The sequence below is a fragment of the Streptomyces sp. CB01201 genome (assembly GCF_002803085.1).
Lineage (GTDB): Bacteria > Actinomycetota > Actinomycetes > Streptomycetales > Streptomycetaceae > Streptomyces > Streptomyces hundungensis.
The window spans coordinates 1-17,933 of record NZ_NNBJ01000036.1 but is presented as its reverse complement, the minus strand read 5'-3'; the positions used below and the strand labels follow the sequence as shown (position 1 = coordinate 17,933).

The following is a 17,933-nucleotide window of genomic DNA, read 5'->3' as shown; positions in this document are numbered from 1 at the left end:
GGGGACGGACATGCTGCGGTCAGGGCGTGTGCCCACTGGTGACAACCAGATCGCTTCAATGGGCCCCGTTCGCCACGTCATACGGCTCTGCCGGTGACAATCAACGTGCTTCGGTATACCGGTGACTGAGCGCTTCGCCTGACGGATTGAAATTCGCCAGGCGAAGCGCTCAGTCACAATTCCCGCCCTGAGCCGAAGCGAGATAGTTGCCACGTAGGCGGGCTTCTTGTCACCTACGGGGCCTACTGCTGATGGGTGGACTGGTTTACGCGTGAGTGAGCATGCTCCACCGCAGCAGTTTGTCCAGGTGGCTGCCGATTGCCGTTACCGGGGAACCTCTTCGGCCCGAGTCGGCGGACTCGAACTCACAGCCACCAAGGTTGATGGAGCAACTGCTAGTCAGCATCGCAGGTCTCAACTACTGACTTCTGCTCGGCGGGGTCCGTTCTAGCCGTTGAGGATTTCCACGCCGTACACGATCTCCTGAGAACTGAAGTTGACCGTGTTGGTGCGCGTACCGGTCGGACCGATGCTGATGTCCCCAACGGAGGTGTGGAAGAGCCCATGGTTCCAGTCGGAGGTGACCCTGTAGACGCCGGTCAGGTTGAGGTTGGATATTGCGCCGGGAGTGCCCGTGTAGCAGAAGTTTCCGGAGTGGGTCCAGACTTCCAGGCCGTGGCTCATGGGGTTGTTATTGTTGTTGGTGGGGCACCCGGAGCCGCCGATGGCGCTGGCCGGTGTGGCGATCGCCACACCGCCGGCCAGGATGCCGCCGACGAGAGCTATGGCCGAGAGTTTCGTGCGAGCCTTCAAGATCGTCTCCTGTGCCTTGCGGTGGCCCCGACCCCATGCCGGTGATCGAGGTGGTTCGAGTCGTGCCGTCCGGAACAAGCGCTGCGTGGGCAGGCCTCTGCATGGACCTTCATACGAGTGCACCGGACGGCCGGATGCCACTGAGGAGCGGTCGATTCCAGGCGAAGCCCTTCATCGAGCTCGGTGTCGGTCAAGTCGCCCAGAGACTGGAGAACGCCAAGACCGCCGCTGCTCCAGCGCATGACGACGCGTCACGGGGTTTGTTGTGCAGATCGACGCTAAGGGCTGCTGTCCTAGATCCGTCCTAGGTCCGTCCTTGCGCAGGGGCCACCTGACCGCCGTGCACGAAGGGGCCGTGCGCCTGGTCGGCGCCTTGGAAGCGCACCGGGCACCAGCGACGTCACCGACGCCGGCGCTGCGGGCGACATCGTCGTCACTGCCGCCGGTAGCACTTGGGTGCTTGACTTCCAGTCCGGTCCCGGCGGCGAGGTGTTCCAGGACCCGGCCGACGCCGCAGCCCGGGCCCCCATCGACCCTCTCGCCATCGACGCGCTGCGCGACGTCGTTATCTCCGCGCTCTTGGTCCACCCCTCCTACCAGCCGCCACCGCCGCCGACGACACCCTCACGGGTTCACCTGGCCACCGGCCGCCACTACAACCTGGCCCTCAGCCCCGCCCCCTCACGCCGATCGGCACAGCACGGTCCGGGCCCCGGCATCGCAACTGCCAGAGCCCGCTCTCGTGCCCCTCACCCCGTGGGAGGGATCGCCCCAGGACCGCATTCACGGCGAGGCCACCCGTTCAGCCACTCAGCGTGAGGAGGGTCTCCGCTCGCCGACGTGGATCAGAAGTGTGTTGCGATGCCGAAGGCGCGGCGGAGTTGCGCCATGTCGTGACGATCGCGTTCCGACGGCTCGTAGCCCTGGTGGAAGTGAACCTGCTGTTCGGCGGACAAGCAGGGGACTGGCGTCCCGTGGATGGTGCCCGTCACGAAACAGAAGGACGGGTAGGTGAAGGGACGCTCGGGTTCGGGTGATGTCTGCTCTGCTGAGCCGTCGTCGGCAAAGACCAGCGGGTGGAGATCGACCTCCCGTCCGTCCGGTGCCGTCACGACGAATCGGACGGGCCTCCAGTTCAGGGTCTCAACGAAACCAGCCTCCTGGAGGACAGCCACCACGGAGTCCTCCTGGTCCTGCCGGTGCATCAGGTCCAGGTCGCGGTGGTCTCGCGTCTGCTCACCGATCAGAGAGTCGATCCCCCATCCTCCACCGATCCAGACGTCCGCCTTCGCCTGTCGTAGCAGGGTGAGCACGAACAACACGTCGTCAGCTGTCATCACCTGACGCAGGCTAGAAGCGTCCGCCCAGGGCCGCGAACGTTTTCCTGTCCTTCAGCCCTCCACTGACTGGTGGGAGCAGCGGCGAGCTCGGCCTGCGCAGCAAGAGCACATCTTCGATGGGTGTAGCTCTCATCGAGGAACGTTCCTGATCTGACCCCGCTGGTCAGTGGTGCAAGACGTCCCGCGCTGCTTGTCCGCTGCGGACATCTCTGATCAGAACATGGCCTGAGCCTGCCGGTTTCGAGCAGTCCGGACCGTGCAGTTCAGGCCCTCAAGATCCGCGGGGAGGACGAAGCGCGGCCCGACGTACGCCGGGCCGAAGGTGAAGTTCCCGCTCGTTCCGCCGTCTTGCGGTGGATGAAACTCTTGGGGGGTGCCTCTGTGTTCTTTGGGCAAGGGAAACGGGGGTGCGTCAAGTCGGTGAGCCGCGTCAGCATGGCGGTGCGGCTGATCTGCTGTGGGATGACGTGAAGTGCTTCTTCGACCCGGACTTGAAGGGGTCGCTGCCGGACGTGCGTGTCCCGGATGCCTCGGTGGAGGACTGGCAGGCCGTCCTTGATCTGGTCGCGGAGAAGGGCTGGAAGCGCCAGTACTCCGAGGGAGGGACAGTGCTTCCGGCGCCCCGAGCGGAGGCTGTGCTCTCCCGTCCGGCGGATGCCGAGTGCCCGGACCTGCGGGTCTGGTCGGCTGCCGATGTGCTGGCGATCTTCCGTTTCCTTGCCGCCGGTGAAGTCGACTTCGACGTCGATCTGCGGGAGTTGCAGGGTCAGGAGCGACTTGATGTGTTCTGCGGGTTTCTTCGGGAGATCGGGCGGCGGCTGGGGAACCCGGTGCTGATGCACCCGGAGGGCGACTACGGACGTCCGGTTATCGGCTTCGACGTCGAGGCCGATCGAGTTGTTCTCCTCGCAGAACGGCGGGTCAGGTGATTGAGGCCGACGGCTGCGGCTCGTAGAAGGTGCTGTCGTGGTGCATTGCGAACAGGACGTCTGCCCGGCGTCTGGCAAGGCAGAGCAGGGCCTGGGTGTGGTGCTTGCCCTGGGCGGGCTTCTCGTCGTAGAAGGCCCGGGGCGCCGGGTCGGGCCGATGCGACCGCCATAGGGCCCCGCTGGCCTTCGCAGGCTCCAGCGGACCGGGAGCCCGCGAGCCACTTCCATCAGGGCGAGCCGAGCCTGTGTCCGAGTGTGAAGAAACCGAGACAGAGGGACGTCGCGGCAGGCATCGCGCTTGACCGGGGCATGGCCTGGCATCCCCGCACTCTCCAGGCAGTCGGAGTCGAACTCGCGGGGCGGGGTCGGCCGTGGACGTCACCGACCCACTGCTGGACGTCACCGGATTCCCCGGTGCTCACCCCATGTGTTTGCTCATGAGGCGCTGCATGTTCCCACCGAGGATCTTGAGAATGTCGTCCTCGGCGAGACCCCGCTGCACGAGGGCTTCGGTGACCAGCGGCATCCCGGCGGGGCCCTCCAGGCCGGGGAAATCGAACATCGGGTCCTCGTCGTCCAGGCTTTCGCAGCAGGGCGGGGTGACGTCGGTCATGACCTCGCGGACGAAGTCCGAGCCGAGCCCGACGTGGTCGACGCCGGCGACCGCGATCACGTGCTCGATGTGGTCGACGATCCGGTCGGCGCTCACCCTCGTCTCGTCGTCGGTGAGGAAGTCCGGTACGAAGTTCACGCACACCACGCCGCCGGTGGCCGCGACACCGCGGATCTGGTCGTCGGTGAGGTTGCGGTGGTGGTCGCGCAGTGCGCGGGCGTTGGAGTGGGTGGCGAGCTCCAGGACGTGGGCGACGCTGCTCGCGCCGAGATGGGAGATGTCGAAGAGCATGCCCAGGCGTTCCATCTCGCGCAGGGCCTCGATGCCGGGGGCGGTCAGCCGGCTGCGGGTGGCGTCCTCGCGGCTGCCGTCGGCCAGTGGGGTGCGCCCCCAGTGGGCGATGGACGCGAGGCGCACGCCGAGGCGGAACAGGGTGGAGAACAGCTCGACGGAGGCATCGACACCCGGTGCGCTCTCCAGCGCGAGAACCAGGGCGATCCTGCCCTGGGCGAGGGCCGCGTCGATGTCGGCGCCGTTCAGGCACAGGGCGACGGCGTCGGCGTTGTGCTCGGCCAGTACGTGGGCGCATTCGAGCATGCGGAGCGTTTGGCGGAGTGCTCCTTCGGGCCGGTACTGGTCATCGATGAACACGGGCAGGACCTGTATGTCGATGCCGCCGTCGCGCAGTTGGGGAAGCCAGCGCTGGCGGAAGAAGCTGCCCCAGCGCTGGGGCGGGCGGGCGGCGACGGCCATGAGGAGGTCGTTGTGCGCGTCCGCGACGACGGAGCGGCGGTGGAGTTCCAAGGACATGGTGGATGCCTTTCGTGGAGTGGTGCCGGGGCCCGGTGGCGGTCGCGGGGAACAGGGCGTACGCCACGTCGCCGAGCAGTGTCACGGCGGAGCGCGGCTGGACGGCGCTGAGGTGCACCGCCAGGACTGCGGCCAGGCGCTGGTGTTCAGCGGTGACGTGGGCGTGGTTCTCGTCATGGCCAGGGGGGGCATGCCCGTGGCCATGACGAGGGTGGGCTCATCGACCAGACGCAGGCGGCCGAGCGCCGCGATCGCTCCGGCGCCGCCTTCGAGCGCGGTCGCGCGACGAGGTCGGCCCGCAGCCGGTTCTCGCATCGATGCCGGCCCGGAAGCGGAGCATGTACAGGGCGACGAGCTTGGCCGCGTCCAAGAACGCCTCCTGGCACTCGCCGGTCAGCGGCGTGCGCAGCGCGGCCCGCACCGAACCGAGGAACTCGTCCCCGGTCCGCACTGCTACCGCGACCCGCGGCAAGCCACTTCGTCCTCCATAGCCGGCGCAGGCACGTGCGCCAGGCCCTCGCTGCGGTACAGCTCCTTGAACACGCCGTGCTCCTTGTGCAGACGCAGATACCTTGAGCACCTGGCGGGCAAGAATGCTCTCCATCCGGGGAGCGTCCGCAGCGTCCTGCCCACCGGAGAAGGCAAGGATCTCGGAGCGGCGGTCCTCGATGGTGACGGGAGCGTCCAGCAGCGTGCCGATGGCATTGGCCAGGGCAAACAGATCGCCGGACGGCACGCCGCCCAGGGTGTGTTCCGCGGCCTCGCCGATGTCTCCTTCGGACAGCAGGGTGCGAAGCATCGCGGCCAGTTGTGCCCAGGACGCCCCGCGGGTCAGCCCCAACAGGGCGACGCTGCGGTCGGCCACTGCCTGTGCGAGCTGCCCGTCGTCCTCGTCCGGACCTCCGACCACCAGGGCTGCGGCTTCATGGGCTCGCAGGTCGTACAGAAGCTGAGCGATGTGCGCGGGACCGTGGATCCCGTTGCCGAGCACGATCGCGTGTGGTGGATAGTGCTGCTCGTCGTGCGGAGCGTGGATACCGACTCCGCCGACCTCGACGCCCTGCGACGCGTCGCCGTGAAGGAGATCCAGAAGGGTCGAGCCGAGATCATCGAGCACCCGGCTGAGGCTCCTGGCGGAGTACGTCGACATGTACCTGATCATCTCCGCAGGTTAGGACCGTGAAAGCCCTGCGAATTCGTACGTGCGGACGAGGATGCGTCAGCCGATCCGTCGCTCGGAGCGAACCCCGGCCCCCACCCCCACAGCCGGGACACTGCCGCGTCGACCAGAGCTTCCGTGGAGTCGACCACAGGCACGATCCGCGCGGCCACCCCGCTGATCAGCGGGATCTCCGTACATGCGGCGATGACAACCTGCGCGCCCAACTCCCTCAGTGCCCCGGCCGCTGCGGCGATCTGCTGCTCGGGCCGAGTCAGCTCTGCCCCGGTCTTGACGGCGCGGATGGCCGGATCGACGTACGCGCTCTGGAGCTGCACGGGAACCTGGAGCACGTCGATGCCCAGGCGGGCACCGGCCTTCTCGTACAGCCTGGCCCGGCGCGTCCCCCGCGTCGCGAGAATGCCCACCCGTGAGGTGCTGGGGCCGACGCCTGAGGCGGAAAGCAAAGCAGCCTGGATCATGTCGAGGACTTCGACGCCGGCGGCCTTCGCCACCTGGTCGGCATAGGCATGCGCGGTATTGCAGGGGATGGCGACGCACCGCGCGCCCGCCAGTTTCAGCCAACGCGCGCCCGCGACAAGAGCCGGTACAGGGGAGGGGCCTTGGCCCAACAGCGCGGCGGTCCGGTCGGGGACCGAAGGGTCGGCCCACATCAGCACCGGAAGGTGCCCCTGATCGGATGCGGCCGGGGTCCGCGCCACGAGCCGGCGATAGAAGTCGGCCGTCGCCAGCGGCCCCATCCCGCCAAGGATGCCCAGAGCGGGCCGAACGCGTCTCACCATCCCACCTTCGGACAACGGCTCACACCGCGACGCGGGTCGGACGCCCGCGTGAGCGGTGGCAGGAACTTCGGATCGCTCAAGGCAGGGCGGCCCTTCCGGTCTCGGCGGCAATGGTGGCAATGAGGAACATCCTGGTCCGGTCCCGAGCGCGGGGAGTTGTCACCCAGGCCAAAACCACCGGCTGGAATTCGGATGTGCATGCAGGACACGACTCATCCAGCGGCCAAGGCCCCGCCTCGCGGAGCGCGTTCGGCTCTCGTGACGAAACCGGCTCCACAAGCCTGTGCGCACTTCCGGAGACTCGCGGCAACTCCCCGGCTTCACTGACCGTTCAGTCCTCTTGGCGACCTGGAAGTGGCAGAGCTGAGCCAACCGGCTTCCGGCACCGCGCATTTGGCACCCTGACCGTCGGGCACAGTTATGGGGCTGCCGGTGAGGGTGTACCACCCGTCCGTGCCGGTGTACTGGATGGTGAGGGAAACGCGGTGGTCGGCTTGGCGGGTTGGTCCTGACGGGTTGGACCGCTGACTGTCCAGGACACGGCAGAAGCAGTCGATCTGGGCGGCGGTCGCGCACGGCCGGGCCGGTTCACGGATCAGGGACCCAAATCAGCTACCCGTCCGGTCCAGTCGGCTGAGCCGCGACCGCTGGTAGTGGTGGATGCTGCCGTGCAGGAGTTGTAACCATCAGGGGGAACAGACGACCGCGAGTTGCCGGCATCGTGACCGTGACGTGGACGGAAGGCAGGCAGCCCAGGGTTCGTGGGCTGGGCAGGACACCGTGCTGAGCGGGGTATGAGATGGATTCGCCGCCGCACGCCCCCCCCGCGAGTGTGTGTGGTGCGTGCGGCTGGGCGAGTCGAGTGGAGATGGCGAGAGGAAGGCTTCCGCGCCGCTCGCCTCTGAAGCGGCAAGGCCGTGGTCCTAGTGGCAGCTGGTGAGCCGGAGTTTGATGCCGTCGGCGGCGGTGACGGCAGGGCTCGTCCACCAGCCCGTCCAGCCTGGTGGCCAGGAACCTGAGGCGCCACTTGCGGACCGTGTCCGCCACGATGTGCAACTCGTGCGCCACCACAACAATGGGCGGCACATCAGCACCGTCGCCTGCCAACACGATGCGGCCCGCAAGGCCACTGCCTGCGCAGCTGATGCCTGCAACACCACAGGCTCATGGGGCATCGACAGCAGCGGTTCCAACTTCGGGTCACGACGAGGAACCGGCACATCCGCAGAGGGGCTCGTACACCAACCGACAACGGATCTCCGGCGCAGGACACTAGTCCGCGCGGCCTGCGACGGCCACTGATGCGCCCAGTCCGATCATGGCCAGCCCGCCGGAGCCGCCAAGCAGAGACATGCGCCGGGGAGAGCGACCGAACCAGGTACGTGCGGCTGAGGCCGTCAGCCCCCACAGGCCATCGGAGATCAGAGCCAGCAGGGCACCGGCCAAGCCGAGAACCAGCATCTGGGCGCTGACGTGACCTGCCTTCTGGTCGACGAACTGAGGTAGTACGGCGGTGAGGAACACGACGCTCTTCGGATTCGTGACCCCAACGACGAAACCGGCCCGTATCGAGCCCCGTCCACTGGATGCCGCCGCGGGGATGCTCGCTGCTGCTGCGCGATTCTTCCAGCTTGCTCGCACGGCCTTCACGCCGAGATAGACGAGGTAGGCGGCGCCGGCCAGTTTGATCGTGTGAAAGACGATGACCGAGGTCTCGACCAAGGTGCCGATCCCCAGGGCGACCGCGATGACCAGTGCGTATCCACCGAGCGCATTGCCCAAGACCGAAGCCAGCGCCGTCCGGCGGCCATGAGCCAAGGCCCGGCCGATGACGAAAAGCACGCTCGGCCCCGGGATGGCAGACAAGAGAACGGACAAAGTGCAGAAGGCCAGAAGCCGATGAGGATCGATCATGTACGAGATCTTTCGCCCTGTAGGCTCACCTCACCAGAGCGACTTTTGACCTAGGCCATGACGGTGTCCCCCCTGAACCGCCGACATCCACTTCAGACGCACACCTCAATTCGCTCACCTGCGTCTTCGCCGCACGCTGAGGCGGCCTCCGTCTCGCCATGTGCTCCGACCAACGCAGGCCCGCCGCATCAGTTCGGGCTGCGGAAGAAGCTTCACTCCGGTTGAAGCAGTTGTTGGCCCAGTCGATCGCCGGCGTCGCGTTGCTGTCGCTGGACGTCAACGCCGAGTCGCAACTCTGCGCAAGCCCAATCCTGCCCGTCTGATGCTGTCCTGCAATACGCGGTGCAGATTCAGATTGCGGGGCGCCGCAGCACGTCGGTGGGTTCCCAGCCGCCCTTCCAGAAGGCTTCAAGCCCTTGCTCGTTGATGAACTGCCGCTCGACCTCGTGGATGGGGTAGATCCCCTGGATGTTGATCACGTCGTGGCCCTCGTGTCCGGGAATGCCGACGTCGATGCCCAGGTAGTCGTCTCTACCGAGGGCCAGCGGCGCGAACACGCAGAAGGCCGTCATCTCTGACTCGGGCACGATGCGTTCACCGAAGTTGACGGTGCTGCCGTAACTGAAGGGGAAGGTTCCACGGAATTGCTCGGCGAGGTAGCCCACCGCGTGGGCCCAGATGACGTTGGTCGAGTTCACACTGAGGCAGAGTTCCGGCGAGCCGTGCTGCCAGTCCGGATGTTCTGCGAGCGACAAGCCGTAGGTGATCGCCGTGAGAAGCCCGTCGGGCAGGTTGTCGTACACGATCTCCGTCACGCCCCGCAGCCCCTGCTTGGTTGACCCGACAGGGAAGAAGCGGGGCTCCCTTCCTCCGGAAAGTCGATCAAGATGGGCGAGGTACTTCTCAACGCGACTGGCCATGTGTCCAGCCTGCACGATCACTCCTCGGTGTGCGCCACCGGGCCCGTCACCAGTAACGCTCCGCAGCATTCAAGGGGAAGTCGGGTTGGGTGCCACGTCCCCTCCGTCAGGAACGACCAGGTTCATCGGTGGCCGTATGTGCCCGCCCCGACTGACGAGACGCCGGGTCTTCGTCCGGGCGCCGGCACTGGAGTTGAATCGGCCGATGAACGTGTCGCAGCGAGAGATCAGCATGCCCCTCCCTCGACCGGCTCGGATCCCGTCAGGCTTCCGGTAGTGACGACGAACTCGCCGTCGGCAAGTCCATCTACGACTGGGATGTCGCCCGGCGGCTGGCCCGTGCCCGGCGTGTCATCGGCGTCGCGCTGGATACACAGTTGAGCGAGGCAGAGAACGCCGAGATCGACGCCCTGTGCGAGCAGGGCAACTCCTACGGCAGTCCTTCCGCTGACCAGCCCGCCTGAGGCCGCAAGCGCGAACCAGGCATGGCCTGCACGTTTACCTCAACGCGGTACTTCTGCTTCAGAGGCGGCGTTGTCCACAATTGGCGGCATAAAAAAAGTCGACAACCCAGCGCCTGCCGAATCTGAGTTGCGCCTGCCGGCTTCTTGCCGTCAGGGTGCGGTAGTGAGCGGAACGGAGATCGAGGTCCCCGTCGTGGACGGAGTCCTCTCTGGTGCGGACTTTGGTGGCCACGACAAAGAGGTCCTGCTCGTCCAAGGCAGTGAGCACGACGCCGCCGCCTGGCAGGATGTGGCGTCCCGTCTGGTGGACGAGTGTCATCCGGTCGCCGTCGGCCTGCGCGGCCATGGGCTGACCCGGCTCGACTCCACAAATCCCGAGCAGTACGGGCGGGGCATCGGGGGTGTCGTCACGGCGCTGGGCTGCGATCGCCCCGTGCTGAAGGGCCGTTCCACGGGCCGGTGCGGGATGACGGCTGCCACTGCAAGTGGGCTCGTGGAAGCGGCTGCACTCTGCGTCGTGGACGGCATGGTGGTCGATGACCGTGATACGTCACTCGCTGGGCATGCCGCTGCACGGACCGCCGAGGCGGCGGACGTTTGCGGCCGATGTTCCACTACGGCTGGGAAACGAGTGAAGACCAGGTCCGGCCCTGCGTCGAGCAGTGCGCGCGGGCGGACGCGGGGGACTGGCACTACGCCGGAGCCCGGAGCGAACTCGTTGAGGAAGTCATGCGACGCTCCTTCCTGCTCCGCGGCCACCGGTGGGTACGGCGACCGGCCACCAAGGAGATCGCGATGGTCACTGCCGCGGATCCCGAAGCGGAAGTTTTCCCAGCATCGACGTCTACGAGCTCCTCACCTGCCCGATGACGGTCGTGGTGGCCGAGGATGGCCTTCACGCCTCGCGACGCGAAGACGTGTGTGCCGTAAGTCGATGCGGTACCCGGCCGCCGGCTGATCGATATCGACTCGAACCGCAACATCCCCATGACCCGGCCTGCCGACCTCGCGGCTGTCATCCCCGACCTGGTGCGAGACCGGGCTGCGGCGTCGGCCGTTAACGACGACCAATCCTTCCGCACCCGCAAGGAGTTGCTGTGGCCGTAAGCGAGATGTCCGTGGCAGACAAAGGCGATGGGCCATACGGCATCGCGGCCGGACCTGACGGAGCTCTGTGGCTCACCTTCGCGCACAGCGGCCGCATCGCACGCCTCACCCTCGACGGCGATCTCGACGAATACCCCCTGGAATCGCCTGAATGCCGCCCGACGGTCATTGCGCCGGGACCTGACGGAGCACTGTGGTTCACCCGGTCCCAGGACCACCGTATCGGCCGCATCACCACCGGCGGCGAAACAGATTCCTTTCCCGTTCCGGCACCCGACAGCGGACCCTTCGGAATCACCGCCGGTCCGGACGACGCGATGTGGTTCACGGAAATGAACGCCGACCGGATCGGCTGCATCACCAGCACGGGAGAGCTCACGCAGTTCGCTCTTCCCTGTACGGGAACCTATCCCTCGGCGATCACCGCAGGCCCCGACGGGGCCCTGTGGTTCACCCTGAACCAGGCGAACGCGATCGGCCGCATCACCGTCCACGGAGACATCGCCCTCCACCCACTCCCCACCCCGAACGCCGCACCTGTCGGCATCACCAGCGACGGCGAAGCCGTGTGGTTCGTCGAGATCGCGGCAGGCCAGATCGGCAGGATCTCGGTGGACGGCGCGATCAAGGAGTACCCGCTCCCAGACCGCACGGCCAAACCCCACGCCATTGTCGCAGCCTCCGCCGGGGACTGCTGGTTCACCGAATGGGGAGCCAACAGCATCGGCCACATCGCCGGTAACGGCAGAGTCACCGAGTACAGCCTGCCGACACCGTCGTCCGAGCCGCACGGCATCACCCTGGGCCCCGACGGCGCTCTGTGGGCGGCTCTCGAAACGGGAGGGGTCGCGCGGCTCGAACCGTAGCCGCTGGAACGAACGACTCCTCCCTGCGCAGCACGCACCCGGCCCACCATGAAAGAACCGATACCAGGCGAGCACCAGGCGGCCGATCAGCGCGGCGGGAAGGAAACCAGCGAGAGGTCCCACTCGTCCGCCGCGTGCAGCAGCGCTGCGGCGTCCAGGCTGATCTCCACGACGTACTGATAGATGCGGCTGCGTCATCATCCTGCTGCCAGGGGAGTGCTGCCGCCTCCAGGGACAGACGAACGCAGATCACCGCCGTCCCGGCTTCGCTTCGGTCGGCGAGGCTGAAAGCCACGACCGGCTCGATGAACCATGCGTCCGGCGACAGTTCGCCCTCTGCGTCGGGTGCGGTGACGTCCACCGTTCCCGCGGCCACCGCGCGTAGCCACGAGGACACCTGGCGGGCCTCATCGGTGAGCAGACACGGGTCGACGAAGTGCCAGCTCCCCGCGGGAGTCCTCACCGTACCGGCGATGACCAGCCAGTTGTCGTTGTACGCGTCGCCCCGGACGGGGTCGAACTGATAGCGCACCGGGCGCAAGTCGGCACTGCTGGCGGGATCGTTCGAGAGACGATCTCGCCGCGCATGGTGTGATCACGGTCTCGGAGCCGTCTGAATCTGAACCTCCGCCAGGAGGGCGAAGCCGGCAACTGGGACCACACCGAGCTCTAGCCCTGTCCCTGACCGAGACGCCGCAGGCCAGGGCCGTCCCTGGTGGCGCACGGTGGCCCCGGGGCAGGGAGGAGAAGTATCCGAGCCGGCATTCTGGAGCAGGCCGGTCGTAGGGTCAGGGGTTTGACGGTCGCTGTGCGGGGTTGGTCAGCTCTGTTGGCCGGCTCAGCTGGTGATGAAGTTGAGCAGGTCGGTGGTGAATTCGGTCTCGTATGCGCCTACGAGACCGTGGGGTGCGCCTGGGTACACCTTGAGGGTGCCCTGGGCGAGCAAGTGGATGCTCTTCTCGGAGGCGGCGGCGATGGGGACGATCTGGTCGTCGTCGCCGTGGGCGAGGAGAACCGGGATGTCGATCTTCTTGAGATCCTCGGTGAAGTCGGTTTCCGAGAAGGCCTTGACACAGTCGAGGGCCGCGTTGAGGCCGACTTGCATGCTCTGGAGCCAGAATTCTCGGCGCTTGCCTTCGGAGACGGTTGCCCCGGGGCGGTTGAAGCCGTAGAAGGCTTCGCTGAGGTCGTAGTAGAACTGCGAGCGGTCCGCGGCGACGCCGGCACGGATGTCGTCGAAGGCCTCGATCGGGGTGCCCTCGGGGTTGTGTGCGGTCTTGAGCATGAGGGGCGGGACGGCGCCTAGCAGGACGGCCTTGCTCACGCGGGTGGCTCCGTGGCGGCCAAGGTAGCGGGCGACTTCGCCACCGCCGGTGGAATGGCCGACCAGAACGGCGTCGGTCAGGTCGAGCTGGTCGAGGAGTTCGGCGAGGTCGTCGGCGTACTGGTCCATGTGGTTGCCGTCCCATGTCTGGGTGGACCGGCCGTGGCCGCGCCGGTCATGCGCGATGGCACGGAAACCGGCTGAGGCGACGGCGACAGCCTGGGTGTCCCAGGCGTCGGCGTTCAGGGGCCAGCCGTGGGAGAACACGACAGGCCGGCCGGCGCCCCAGTCCTTGAAGTACTTCTGAGAACCGTCGGACAGCGAGATGTGCGGCACGATTGAACCCTTCCATCGGCGGTGCTCTGGCAGAGAGGCAACAGACGCAGCCTGCCAGCAGCGCGGCCCGAAGGTGGCTTTGTTCACGAGAACGGGCTCCGGTGTCGGCTTACGAACGTTCACGGGTACGCCCACATCTGGCCCAACTTCTCTGGAGCTTCCACCCTCCGGAGCATGCTGCGACTGGATGGCCCTTCATGACTCGTCGACAGACCTACTACTGCGAGGCTCGTGCTGCTCGACCGGCACGCCGCACGGTCTCCGTCGTCGGTGGGTATCGTCGCCCGTCCGGGCCCGGTCGACCTCGGTACGGACGTGGACCTCTCCGGTCCCCGGATCGGCATGCGGCACGCGGAGTCGGTGCGGTGCTTGCTGCGGGGTGGATTCGTGGACGGCGGTCATCTTCGGGCGCTCCTCGGCGGGTTCGAGGAGCGCGCGGATGTCCTGTGTTCGTGCCGGATTCTTCAGCGGGTGGGGGTGGGTGCCGGGGTCGTGTGATGGTGGGGATAGGCCTCGGCCATGGGGGAGGCGCCTGTGGTGAGGTAGTCGTGGATCGCGGTCAGGTAGACGGTGCGGTGGACGGTGCCGGCATTGTCGGGGTCGAGGGCGGTGAACGCGGCTGCCGCACCCTCGGCGCTGTTCCCAGTAGCTGTCCGCAACAGGGTGAACTCGTCACGGGTGAGGCGCCCGTCGCCATCGAGGTCGGCGAGGTCGAAGAGGGAGCCGAGGGCAGGCCTGCAGGATTCCTCGAAGGCGTCGTGCCCTGCCCAGCCGCTGTATTCCTCCAGGGTGACGGCCCCGTCCCCGTTCGCGTCCATCTGCCGGAACACCTCCTCATGGGCCGAGCGGGCGGCGCCGACCAGGGGGTGCTGCGGGTCACGGCCGCAGGCCGCAGCCGCCCGCTCGACCCGGGCGAGGTACTCGTCACGGGTGATTACGCCATCTCCATCGGCATCCAGCATCGTGAAGATACGCCGCTTCGCTGAGTCCGACATTCCGTCACCTTCCATTCCTTGATCATTACCTCTTTCATCAGGAACGCGTTCAGGTGGTCCCTGGTCACGGGCGGAACTCGATTCTGCAGAACCGCGCTCGGTGATGCAGGGGGACGGAGAGCGTATGCGGCCACCCGTCTGCACGTTCACGGCTACGAAAACCGTCCAGCGAGATCATCAAGAACCCGACGGCTCAGCCTCGTCATGTTCCCCCAGCGGGACTGGAACATGACCAGCGGACCGATCGACCGTGCGGAGCGCTGCCATTGCGGTCAGGTGCCGATCGGCGCGATGTCGCCCACCGAGGACGAGCCAGCCCCGGCTTCCAGCGGGAGTTGAGGCTCGGATCGTCGAGCTTTGCCAGCAGCCCCCGTGGTGGGGAGCCCGGCGGGTCGTCTACGAGCCGGCACGCAGTAGCGTCCCCTGCTGCTTCACGTCCGACGTGCACAGCGTCCTGGTGGACCACCAGCAGCAGAAGCACAGACGCAAGTACCGGCGGTGGCAGCGCGCCGCCTCTGTGCCTCTGTGGCAGATGGACATCGTCTTGGGCATCCCGCTGACCGACGGCCGTGAATGCAAGCTCGTCACCGGTATCGACGATCAGTTCCGGGTCATAGTCCGGCCGACCGGTCGTCATCTGTGCTTGGCGTTCGCGGTGGCGATGCAGCGGTACGGCGTGCCGCCTGACATGCTAACTGGCAACGGCAAGCAGTTCACGAGCGGCTTAACCAAGCCCCAGCTGCCGAGGTGTTGTTCTGGCACATCTGCCGGGAGAACGGCATCGTGAGGCGATCAGCAAACGCCGCAGCATCGCCCACGGCTACGTACGTCCTGCCTGAGAGCCGCCTGACGGGTCAACACGAGGGCACCTGGTCGGCCTCGCCGCAGGAGTGCCTACTTCAGGTGGAAGGGGGCCCCGCTGCCGTCTGAGTGCTGGGCGGCGGGGCCAGGTCAGCTACGTCCGGGACTAGGACTCCTTGAGCATGGCGAATCCGATTCCGCCTACTGGACGGGTTGGAACAGAGCCGCAGGTGAGGAACGGACCTGGCCGAGAACCGTTGAGAGCCTCTCGGAGAGCAGTCCGATGGACGTCATCGCGACCTCCCGGATCGTAGACCGGTTCGAGCGCGAACGCGCACCGGGCGGAGCCGGAATCCCGCGGGCCGGTCGCCATGCCCGCCGACGGGGGAATGGACTCCCGGGTTCTGTTGTCAGATCGAAGGCGTCAGGGAGCACAACGGCGGTCTGCCGCAGGCAATGTGACTGAGCATCACTCCCATGGGGCCGTCGGCCGGAGCCCAGTGGGCGGCCGGCGTGCGGCAGCCGCTTCCCCCTCGTTGTGATCAATCTCGTTTCAACCAGTTCGCACGGTGTCCACAACCGTAAAGGGCGGTGAGGCACGCATGGAGGCCACGTGGGGTTCTTGTCATTAGTTACCCGGGTGTATAGCGCCATCGCGATCACCTGGGGTTGTCTCGGGGTAGTCCCACCAACTGGACGCCCCATCAGGAGAATTGATGAGTCGTGGACCCCCGATGGTTGGTTGTCATGCCCCTGTCTTACGGGCGTGACCTCCACGTAGCTCGCACCGGACCGTCTCCGCACGGCCGGTCAAATCCCCCCACGGAAGCGGAGCTTGCATGACCTCCCGCAACACACGTCAGCACACCGTCCTCGCGGTGGCGATCGCCACCTCCACCGTGGCTGCCCTGGTGGGCACCGCGCTCACGGCCTCGGCCGCCCCCCGGCCCACCGCCGACTCCGCCCGACCGGCCGGAGCGTCCGTCGCCCTGTCGGCCGCCGCCCGCACCGACCTCCTGCGGACCGCGCAGGCCGGACTCGCCCGAACCGCCGAGAACATAGGCCTCGGGGCGAAGGAGAAGCTGGTCGTCAAGGACGTCGTCAAGGACGCCGACGGCACCGTCCACACCCGTTACGAGCGCACCTACGACGGCCTCCCGGTGCTCGGCGGCGACCTGATCGTGCACACCTCCAAGTCCGGCACGACCCAGGGCGTGACCAGAGCGTCGAAGGCGACGCTGAAGCTCGCGACCACCACACCGCGCATCACGGCAGCCACGGCGCAGAAGCAGGCGCTGGGCTTCGCGAAGGGCAGGGGCTCGGCCAAGGCCACCAGCGACCGCGCTCCGCGCAAGGTCGTCTGGGCGGCGGCCGACAAGCCGGTCCTCGCCTACGAAACCGTGATCGGGGGGTTCCAGGACGACGGCACCCCGAACCAGCTGCACGTTGTCACCGATGCGGCCACGGGAAAGACGCTCTTCCAGTACCAGGGCATCGAGACCGGTGTCGGGAACACCCAGTACAGCGGCAAGGTGGACCTGAACACCACGCAGTCGGGCTCGTCGTACACCCTCACCGACGCCTCCCGCGGCGGTCACAAGACGTACAACCTCGACCACCAGCAGGACGGCACCGGCACCCTGTTCTCCCAGGACAACGACACCTGGGGCGACGGGAAGACCACGAACGCCGCGACCGCCGGCGCGGACGCCGCCTACGGCGCGCAGGCGACGTGGGACTTCTACAAGAACACCTTCGGCCGCAGCGGCATCAAGAACGACGGCAAGGCAGCTTACTCGCGCGTGCACTACGGCAAGGCCTATGTGAACGCGTTCTGGGACGACTCCTGCTTCTGCATGACCTATGGTGACGGCACCAACGACAGCGACCCGCTGACCTCGCTCGACGTCGCCGGCCACGAGATGAGCCACGGCGTCACCTCCAACACCGCCGGGTTGGAGTACTCCGGTGAGTCGGGCGGCCTCAACGAAGCCACCAGCGACATCATGGGCACCGGCGTCGAGTTCGCCGCGAACAACAGCGCGGACCCCGGTGACTACCTCATCGGCGAGAAGATCAACATCAACGGCGACGGCAAGCCGCTGCGCTACATGGACAAGCCCAGCAAGGACGGCGGTTCCGCCGACTACTGGAGTTCGTCCGTCGGCGGCGAGGACGTCCACTACTCGTCCGGTGTCGCCAACCACTTCTTCTACCTTCTCTCGGAGGGCAGTGGCGCGAAGACCATCGGAGGGGTCGACTACGACTCGCCGACCAAGGACGGCTCCAAGGTGACCGGCATCGGCAGGGACAAGGCCCTCCAGATCTGGTACAAGGCGCTGACCAGCTACTTCACCTCCACCACCGACTACGCCGACGCCCGCAAGGGCACACTGTCGGCTGCGACGGACCTCTATGGCGCCGACAGCGCCGAGTTCAAGGCGGTCGAGGCTGCCTGGACCGGGGTCGACGTGCACTGAGCCGTCGCGCTCCCGCACCGGTAAGGGGTGGCACTACGACCAGGGTCGTGGTGCCACCCCTCCGACGCTGTCCGGCGTTCGGCAGCCCGGGCACTCCCGTCGCCGGCCGTCAAGCGAAGCCGGGCCGCGGCAGACAGCTGAGGCTCGTACGCTCCTGTTTTTGCCGTTGCGGACGGAGTCGCGGCCCGGTCTGTGTTCTAGGGGGTGTCCGGAAAGTCATGGGAGCCAGAGCCGCAGGCAGGCGAGGGTGACCATGGCC

General features: G+C 66.9%; 13 protein-coding genes and 3 pseudogenes. 5 read left to right on the top strand and 11 right to left on the bottom strand.

Annotated features, from left to right (window positions below):
• Positions 1-447: 447 nt before the first annotated feature.
• Together CG740_RS38990 and CG740_RS38985 are read right to left on the bottom strand one after the other, a co-directional pair.
• A complete protein-coding gene (locus tag CG740_RS38990; protein ID WP_100580066.1) occupies positions 448-813 on the bottom strand; it encodes a hypothetical protein in 366 nt (121 codons plus the stop codon).
• 845 nt (positions 814-1,658) lie between these two features.
• The gene (locus tag CG740_RS38985) at positions 1,659-2,150 is read right to left on the bottom strand and encodes a nucleotidyltransferase domain-containing protein (protein WP_199846718.1); all 492 of its coding nucleotides are present in this window, start codon (positions 2,148-2,150) and stop codon (positions 1,659-1,661) included.
• 410 nt (positions 2,151-2,560) lie between these two features.
• On the opposite strand from CG740_RS38985, the gene CG740_RS38980 reads away from it, so the two are divergent.
• On the top strand, positions 2,561-3,082 hold the full coding sequence (locus CG740_RS38980; protein ID WP_100580064.1) for a hypothetical protein: 522 nt from the start codon (positions 2,561-2,563) through the stop codon (positions 3,080-3,082).
• Here the strand turns inward: CG740_RS38980 and CG740_RS41425 are convergent.
• The 6 genes and pseudogenes from CG740_RS41425 to CG740_RS38950 all read right to left on the bottom strand — a co-directional run.
• Positions 3,075-3,236: pseudogene (locus CG740_RS41425) on the bottom strand (IS110 family transposase); the annotation flags it as partial. The gene CG740_RS38980 and the pseudogene CG740_RS41425 overlap by 8 nt on opposite strands.
• Positions 3,237-3,500: 264 nt before the next feature.
• Entirely contained in the window at positions 3,501-4,505 is a 1,005-nt protein-coding gene (locus CG740_RS38970; RefSeq protein ID WP_100580063.1) for a dipeptidase, read from the bottom strand.
• Between the two features lie 217 nt (positions 4,506-4,722).
• Complete coding sequence (locus CG740_RS38965) at positions 4,723-5,667, bottom strand: hypothetical protein (RefSeq protein WP_234376767.1); 945 nt, start codon at positions 5,665-5,667, stop codon at positions 4,723-4,725.
• On the bottom strand, positions 5,664-6,467 hold the full coding sequence (locus CG740_RS38960; RefSeq protein ID WP_100580062.1) for an aspartate/glutamate racemase family protein: 804 nt from the start codon (positions 6,465-6,467) through the stop codon (positions 5,664-5,666). The genes CG740_RS38965 and CG740_RS38960 overlap by 4 nt, the downstream gene beginning before the upstream one ends.
• A gap of 1,272 nt (positions 6,468-7,739) precedes the next feature.
• Positions 7,740-8,381: a LysE family translocator gene (locus tag CG740_RS38955; protein ID WP_100580061.1), complete on the bottom strand. Its 642-nt coding sequence runs from the start codon at positions 8,379-8,381 to the stop codon at positions 7,740-7,742.
• A gap of 350 nt (positions 8,382-8,731) precedes the next feature.
• Complete coding sequence (locus CG740_RS38950) at positions 8,732-9,196, bottom strand: suppressor of fused domain protein (protein ID WP_234376765.1); 465 nt, start codon at positions 9,194-9,196, stop codon at positions 8,732-8,734.
• A 732-nt stretch (positions 9,197-9,928) separates the two neighbouring features.
• Between CG740_RS38950 and CG740_RS41420 the strand changes: the two are divergent.
• Positions 9,929-10,872: pseudogene (locus tag CG740_RS41420) on the top strand (alpha/beta fold hydrolase).
• Positions 10,863-11,738 carry a Vgb family protein gene (locus CG740_RS38940; RefSeq protein ID WP_100580059.1) on the top strand — a complete coding sequence of 292 codons (876 nt, stop codon included), beginning with the start codon at positions 10,863-10,865 and terminating at the stop codon, positions 11,736-11,738. Before CG740_RS41420 ends, CG740_RS38940 begins: the two are co-directional and overlap by 10 nt.
• Before the next feature lie 86 nt (positions 11,739-11,824).
• Here CG740_RS38940 and CG740_RS42070 read toward each other — a convergent pair.
• The 3 genes and pseudogenes from CG740_RS42070 to CG740_RS38920 all read right to left on the bottom strand — a co-directional run bounded on the left by CG740_RS42070 (position 11,825) and on the right by CG740_RS38920 (position 14,393).
• A pseudogene (locus CG740_RS42070) lies at positions 11,825-12,279 on the bottom strand (WapI family immunity protein).
• A gap of 297 nt (positions 12,280-12,576) precedes the next feature.
• A complete protein-coding gene (locus CG740_RS38930; protein WP_100580058.1) occupies positions 12,577-13,398 on the bottom strand; it encodes an alpha/beta fold hydrolase in 822 nt (273 codons plus the stop codon).
• A 464-nt stretch (positions 13,399-13,862) separates the two neighbouring features.
• Positions 13,863-14,393: an EF-hand domain-containing protein gene (locus CG740_RS38920; protein ID WP_234376764.1), complete on the bottom strand. Its 531-nt coding sequence runs from the start codon at positions 14,391-14,393 to the stop codon at positions 13,863-13,865.
• A gap of 457 nt (positions 14,394-14,850) precedes the next feature.
• On the opposite strand from CG740_RS38920, the gene CG740_RS38915 reads away from it, so the two are divergent.
• Positions 14,851-15,180, top strand: a complete 330-nt coding sequence (locus tag CG740_RS38915) for a hypothetical protein (RefSeq protein WP_159030561.1) — start codon at positions 14,851-14,853, stop codon at positions 15,178-15,180.
• A gap of 853 nt (positions 15,181-16,033) precedes the next feature.
• On the top strand, positions 16,034-17,674 hold the full coding sequence (locus CG740_RS38910) for a M4 family metallopeptidase (protein WP_100580054.1): 1,641 nt from the start codon (positions 16,034-16,036) through the stop codon (positions 17,672-17,674).
• Positions 17,675-17,933: the final 259 nt, after the last annotated feature.